This window comes from Micromonospora sp. M51, from assembly GCF_018070305.1.
Taxonomy (GTDB): domain Bacteria; phylum Actinomycetota; class Actinomycetes; order Mycobacteriales; family Micromonosporaceae; genus Micromonospora; species Micromonospora parva.
In genome coordinates this window covers 1-6,277 of record NZ_JAGPXZ010000344.1, presented here as the reverse complement: position 1 = coordinate 6,277, position 6,277 = coordinate 1, and the positions used below count along the sequence as shown (strand labels likewise).

The 6,277-nt window shown below is 72.3% G+C and carries 7 protein-coding genes; 5 read left to right on the top strand and 2 right to left on the bottom strand.

Translation table 11 applies throughout. The features are described 5' to 3' along the window. Window positions 1-239 precede the first annotated feature (239 nt). Entirely contained in the window at window positions 240-449 is a 210-nt protein-coding gene (locus KBX53_RS18820) for a hypothetical protein (RefSeq protein ID WP_030334989.1), read from the top strand. On the opposite strand, the gene KBX53_RS18815 is transcribed toward KBX53_RS18820, so the two are convergent. Then, window positions 446-895 carry a hypothetical protein gene (locus KBX53_RS18815; protein WP_210860698.1) on the bottom strand — a complete coding sequence of 150 codons (450 nt, stop codon included), beginning with the start codon at window positions 893-895 and terminating at the stop codon, window positions 446-448. The genes KBX53_RS18820 and KBX53_RS18815 overlap by 4 nt on opposite strands. A gap of 163 nt (window positions 896-1,058) precedes the next feature. Between KBX53_RS18815 and KBX53_RS18810 the strand changes: the two genes are divergently transcribed. Further along, window positions 1,059-1,412 (top strand): DUF6401 family natural product biosynthesis protein, encoded by a 354-nt coding sequence (locus KBX53_RS18810; protein WP_210860689.1) that lies wholly within the window; start codon window positions 1,059-1,061, stop codon window positions 1,410-1,412. 73 nt (window positions 1,413-1,485) lie between these two features. On the opposite strand, the gene KBX53_RS18805 is transcribed toward KBX53_RS18810, so the two are convergent. Next, window positions 1,486-2,295, bottom strand: coding sequence for a hypothetical protein (locus tag KBX53_RS18805; protein WP_051708712.1), 810 nt, complete (start codon window positions 2,293-2,295; stop codon window positions 1,486-1,488). Window positions 2,296-2,493: 198 nt separating this feature from the next. On the opposite strand from KBX53_RS18805, the gene KBX53_RS18800 reads away from it, so the two are divergent. The 3 genes from KBX53_RS18800 to KBX53_RS18790 all read left to right on the top strand — a co-directional run. Next, the gene (locus KBX53_RS18800; RefSeq protein WP_210860688.1) at window positions 2,494-4,623 is read left to right on the top strand and encodes a SpoIIE family protein phosphatase; all 2,130 of its coding nucleotides are present in this window, start codon (window positions 2,494-2,496) and stop codon (window positions 4,621-4,623) included. A gap of 31 nt (window positions 4,624-4,654) precedes the next feature. Continuing rightward, window positions 4,655-5,332: an HAD family hydrolase gene (locus tag KBX53_RS18795; RefSeq protein ID WP_210860687.1), complete on the top strand. Its 678-nt coding sequence runs from the start codon at window positions 4,655-4,657 to the stop codon at window positions 5,330-5,332. A gap of 106 nt (window positions 5,333-5,438) precedes the next feature. Further along, a partial coding sequence (locus tag KBX53_RS18790) for a cation:proton antiporter (RefSeq protein WP_210860686.1) occupies window positions 5,439-6,277 on the top strand: 839 nt, incomplete at its 3' end.

Below are 6,277 nucleotides of genomic sequence, written 5' to 3'. Positions count from 1 at the left end.
GTCGGGCAGGCCGAGACTGACGAACGCGAGGTACGCGAGCAGGAGCAGTGCGGCGCGGGGGCGCGCGGGCGGGGTGGACACGACTCACCATCCTGCCGCAGGGGCACCCTAGCGCTGTCGGCACCCGACCGCTCGTGGCGCAAAGAAGTCGTGTCCGTACGGTTGGGAAAACGGACAGCTCATCCAGAATCGGCCGATCGGAGGACGGCAAACCGGCGGGTTCGCGTAAGAATTTCGGGATGCATCAAGGCTCCGGAATCCTCTCCACGCGTCAGCGCCGGCTCGCCTGGCTCGGCTTCCTGCTCGCCGCGCTCCAGGCCCCCGTGTCCGCCTGGCTCGTCACCGACGAGTCGTGGCTGTTCAGCCTCTGCGTCGCGCTGATGGTGGCCACCGTGATCATCGCCGACGACGCGGCGCGGCGACGCCCCGCCGACGCGACCAGCGACTAGGTCCCACCGCCCGGCCGGGCCTCGTGGCCTGGCTGGCCCCGGCTGCGGCGGCGTTCCTTCATCTCCGCCTCGTACAGGTGGCGCCGCCCGCCCACCAGTTCGTCGCGGGCCTGCTGATCCAGCTCCCGGAACAACGCGTGGTAGCCGTCGTCGAAGTCCTCGACGATCTGGAACGTCCACCGTCCGGCGATGACGTTGCGGCCGCGCAGTTCCGTGCCGATCCGGTCGGCGAGGTGCGGGTGACCGGCGGCGCGGAACTGCTCCACCGCGTCGTCGAGCATCAGGTCGGCATGGCCGATCAACTGGTGCATCGAGTAGAGGTGCCCCCGGGCCCGCTCCACACACTCCAACGCCTCACTCAGCTTGCCGAGCGCCGCGACGGTGGCGTCGCTGACCCCGTCCGGCCGCTGGTGCCGCTCGTCGGGTCCGTCCGTCCGCTGTCCCATCCGTGCCTCCGTGCCGTGTGCCGCTGTCTGTGGGTGGTTCTCCTGCTGCCCCGTCTGTGCCGGATCAACCCCCCAGGTCAGCGGCGATCGCCCCAGTGGCGCAGGCGACATCCACCGAGCGGACGAGGCCGACGTGGTGACCGGTCGGTTAGCCTCGGTCACCATGCGTGTGCCGTTCAACCGGGTCGCCTCCCGTACCGCCGTCGACTCGGCGCGGTCCACCCTGGCCGCCCTCACCGTCTCCGTGGGCACTGTCGGGCTCGCCGCCGCCGCCACGCGACCGGGGCTGCTGGCCCAGGTCGACCAGCACGCGGCGGCCGTTCGGGACAGCCTCGACGGTGACCGCACGCCGCTGACCTCGGCGGCGCTCGCCGGCTACGCCGAGGGCGTGCGCGCCGCCGCCCTGGAGCACGGGTGGACGCCGCCCAGCGGGCCGGTGGACTGGAGCCACCCGGAGTGGCTGCTCACCCGCCTGCTCGCGGTCTGCGCGCTGGCGCGCGCACTCGACCGGGACTGACCCGACCCGCGAAGGGAGGGCGTCCCGCGTCGTACGCGGAACACCCTCCCCACCGTCGTGCCGTTACGCCCCGTTACGAACGGTACTGCTGGGCTTCGTCCACCCGAGGCATGGCCTGGGTGCGGTCACCCCCGCGGTCGGCCATCTGCCGCTCCACGTCACTACGCCCGGCCGACGCGGCCTGACGCTGCTGTTGCACCGCCCGGGCCTCCTGGGCCGCCCGGTGCAGCCAGCCGTCCCAGCGGTTCTGCATCGGCTTCACGAGACCACCGCCGACGCCGACGATCAGGATGCCGGCCACCGTGGCGAGCACCGCGATCAGCACCGGAGTGGTCACCGTGGTGGCGATACCCACCTGGTTCAGGGCGGCGATCACGCCGAGCGCGATGATGAAGATCGCCGTCAGATCGGCCAGGACCTTGCCGTACGAGAGCCCGCCCAGCGCCCCGGTGACCAGATCCCGCACCGCGTTGGCGATCGCCGCCGCCACCACCACGATGACGATCGCGATGAACGCACGCGGCAGCCAGGCCACCACGCCGCTGATCAGGTCACTGATCGCGTTGGGCCCCCAGACTCCGAAGGCGAACTGCAGCGTGAACAGCAGTACGGCGTAGTACGCCAGTCTGGCCAGAATGTCGCTGGCGTCGTACTTCGTTCTCTCCAGGGCCCGTTTGATGCCACCGCGTTCGACCGCCTGGTCGAAGCGCACCCGTTCCAGCACCGTATCCACGATCTTGAGGACGGCTCTGGCGATGAGCCAGCCGACCACGAGGATGACGATGAAGGCCACTGCCTTCGGGATGAAGAGCAGCACCGACCTCCAGGTGTCGGCGATGGCATCGCCGATGTCGGCCTGCCGGACCGCGAGGGTTTTCAGCATGATGTCCCTCCTGTCGCATGGACTGCGCCGGGCGCATACCCGGCAACCGGTCCGGCAGTCCGCGCAGCGCGCCGCGTTTTTTGCGACAGACCTCCGGACAGGGGCCCTGAACTGCCCGAACGGCCACCTCGACCGACGCGGCGACGGCCCGCCGCCGTGGTCGGATGCCTTTTCCGTCCGGCCGACTAGGCTGCGAACATGCCAGGAACGGTCGGACGGGTCCCCTCGCCAGCGACTCCGGGCCCGGACGCACCCACCGGGCCCGGCCCGGCTGTCGGCCTGCTGGCCCACGACTGGGCCGACACCCCGCTGGGCCCACCCGACGAGTGGGACGTCGCGGTGCGGGCCGTGGGGGAGATGATCCTCGCCTCGCCGATGCCGATGGCCCTGGCGTACGGCGACGATTTCGTCCTGCTCTACAACGCCGGTTACGCCGAGTTGCTGGGCAGCAAACACCCGAGCGCCTTCGGCCGCCCGGCCGCCGAGGTGTTCGCGGAGATCTGGGCCCTGCCCGGCGTCGGTGCGGTGATCGAGCGCTGCTACCGGCAGGGCGTGCCCTTCCTGGAGAAGGAGTCCACCCTGCCACTGGTGCGTGGGCACTCCGCGACGGTGGAACAGGCGGTCTTCACCAGGGGTTACTCGCCGGTCCGCGACAGCGCCGGGCAGATCGTCGGCGTGTTGACGGTGGCGGCCGAGACCACCCACGTCACCGGGCAGTTGCAGAGCCTCAGTGAGGTGGCCGCCGCGCTCGCCGGCACCCTCACCCTCGACGACGTGGCCCGGGTGGCGCTGCGGTACGCGATCACCACGTTCGACCCCGACCAGGCCGCGTTCGCTGTCGACGAGGGCGGCGGCGGCTGGCGCATGGTGCGTCGGGTCCGTGGCGAGTTGCTGGACGAGGCCGACGAGCGACTTCCCCCGCTCTGGCGGCGCGCGCCGGCGGACTGGCCGGCCCCCGTGGTGCAGGCGGCCCGCTCCGGCGGCCCGTCGTTCACCGGCGACGGGCAACCGCTGCGCGACACCGCCGTGGACCGCCACGACCAGAAGATCCGCGCGATGGCGGCCCTGCCGCTGGGCACCTCGGTGGTTCGCGGCGGGCTGGCGGTCGGCTACCAGGTTCCGCACACCTGGTCACCGGCCGAGCGGGCGCTGCTGGCCGCCTCGGCCGAGCTGATCGGCCAGGCTGCGGAGCGGGCCCGCCGGTTCGAGACCCAGCACGGCACGGCCCAACTGTTGCAGCGCAGCATGTTGCCGGAGCACCTGCCGGATCTGCCTCGGCTGCGGATCGCGGCCCGCTACGACCCGGGCGTGGACGGCAACGCGGCCGGCGGCGACTTCTACGACGCGTTCCTGCTGCCCAACGGCTCGCTCGGCGTGGTGCTGGGCGACGTCGCCGGGCACGACGTGCAGGCCGCCGCGCGGATGGGCCAGGTCCGGGCCGCGCTGCGCGCCCTGGCCCTGGCCGACCCGGCGCCCGACGTGGTCCTGGCCGGCCTGGACCGGCTGGTGACCAGCCTCGGCGCGGAGGCCGGCACCCACGAGCTGTTCGTGACGGTGGCGTTCGGGGTGATCGACGCGGAACGGCGGGAGCTGACGCTGTCCAGCGCCGGTCATCCCGCCCCGCTGATCCGCCGCGGCGATCCGGACGGCCGGTTCCACGCCGAGTACGTCGACGTGCCCGCCGGGCCGCCGCTGGGGCTGGGCGGTCGGCCGGGCACCACGACCGTGGCGTTCCGTCCCGGTGACACTCTGCTGCTGTTCAGCGACGGGGTGGTGGAGCGTCGCCGGCAGAGCCTGACCGTCGGGCTGACCACGCTGAGCGACGCCGTCGCCAAGGCCGGCAGTGGTGACCCGCGCGCGCTCTGCGCGGTGGCCACCGCTGCCCTCCCCGGTGGCACCGAGGACGACGTGGCCGTCCTGGCTGTCGAACACGCCCTCAAGCCGAGTCGTTCGGCGAGCATGGAGGTGCCGGCCGAACCGACCGCGCCCAGCCGGGTGCGGCACTGGCTGACCGGCCAGCTCACCGAGTGGCAGGTGCCCGAGTCGGTGATCGGGGCGGCGGTGCTCTGCACCAGCGAGCTGACCACCAACGCGTTGCTGCACGCCGGCACTGCCGCCCGGGTGGAGATCGACCTCAGCGCCGAGCGGTTGCTCGTCTCGGTCGCCGACTCCGGCACCCGGGGCACCGTGACCCGGGCCCGTACCGACACGTTGAGCAGTCGTGGCCGCGGCCTCGGCCTGATCGAGGAGCTCAGCGACGCCTGGGGCACCGACCCGTCGGTGCGCGGTTCCACCGTCTGGTTCGAGATCCTCACGCCGCAGCCCTGAGACCAGCCCCGGGAGGGGCAGGAGGACGCCCATGGCCACCGATCGCCTCGCCGGAGTCCTCTTCGATGTCGACGGCACCCTGGTCGACACCACCTACCTGCACACGGTGAGCTGGTGGGAGGCGTTACGGCAGACCGACCAGCCGGTGCCGATGGCGGTGGTGCACCGCTCGATCGGGATGGGTTCGGACAAACTCCTCGACCACCTCCTCGGCCCGGAGCGGGACCGCGACGCCGACCAGAAGCTGCGCGACGCGCACGACACCCTCTACGCCGAGTACTGGGAACGGCTCACGCCGCTGCCCCGGGCGGCCGACCTGTTGCGGGCCTGCGCCGAGCGGGGGTTGCGGGTGGTGCTGGCCACCTCCGCCGCCGAGCACGAGGTGACGGCGTTGCGCCGGGCGCTGAACGCCGACGACGTGGTGGACACCGTCACCTCCTCGGCGGACGCGCGGGAGAGCAAGCCGGCACCAGACATTCTGGAGGCGGCGCTGGCGCAGTCCGGGTTGACCGCCGAGCGGGTGGTCTTCGTCGGCGACTCGGTCTGGGACGTCGCCGCGGCCGGCAAGTTGAACATCCCCTGTGTCGGGTTGACCTGCGGCGGCACCAGCCGCGGCGAGCTGGCCGGCGCGGGTGCCGTGGCGGTGTACGACGACCCGGCCGCGCTGCTGTCCGAACTGGCGGACTCACCGCTCACCCGACCCCGGTGAGGATCGTTCCGGTTCACCGGCACCGACGCGCATAGCCGGAGCCCTTGCGGGGCAAGGTGTGTCACCACCTGCCCGCGCCTCGCGGGTGCGGCGGAGGGGTGGTGCCGTGGAGCCGGTTGATGTGGCGTTCGCGCTGGTGGGTGTGGGCGCTCTGCTCGCGGGCGTCCTGCCGCGGGTGCTGGAGCGCCGCCCACTGTCCATGCCGATCGCCTTTCTCGCCCTGGGCATGCTGGTGTTCCTGCTGCCTGTCGGGCTGCCGTCACCGGACCCGCTGGCCCACCCGGAGCTGGCCACCCACCTCACCGAGATCGGGGTGATCGTCGCGCTGATGGGCGCCGGCTTGAAGATCGACCGGCCGTTGAGTTGGCGGCGGTGGTCGTCCACCTGGCGGCTGCTGGTGATCGCGATGCCGCTGTGCATCGCGGCGGTGGCGGTGCTCGGCTGGTGGTGGGCGGGGCTGGTGCCGGCCGCCGCGCTGCTGCTGGGTGCCGCGCTGGCCCCCACCGATCCGGTGCTCGCCGCCGATGTGCAGGTCGGCGAGCCGACCGATGTGGAGGATTCCGAGGACGAGGTCCGCTTCGCGTTGACCTCCGAGGCCGGCCTCAACGACGGTCTGGCGTTCCCGTTCGTCTATGCCGCCATCGCCATCGCCTCGACCAGTCTCGCCCCGGGTGACTGGTTGGCCGAATGGTTCACGGTGGACGTCCTCTGGAAGGTCGGCATCGGCGTCGGCGGTGGGCTGCTGATCGGCTGGCTGCTCGGCAAGCTGTTCTTCCGCGCGCCCAGCGAGCTGCGGTTGGCCCGGCACGCCGAGGGCTTTTTGGCGCTGGCTGCCACGTTTCTGGCGTACGGGCTGGTGGAGGTGGTCGGTGGGTACGGCTTCCTGGCGGTGTTCGTGGCCGCCCGGGCGATCCGGGCCGCCGAGCGGACCCACGAGTTCCACTC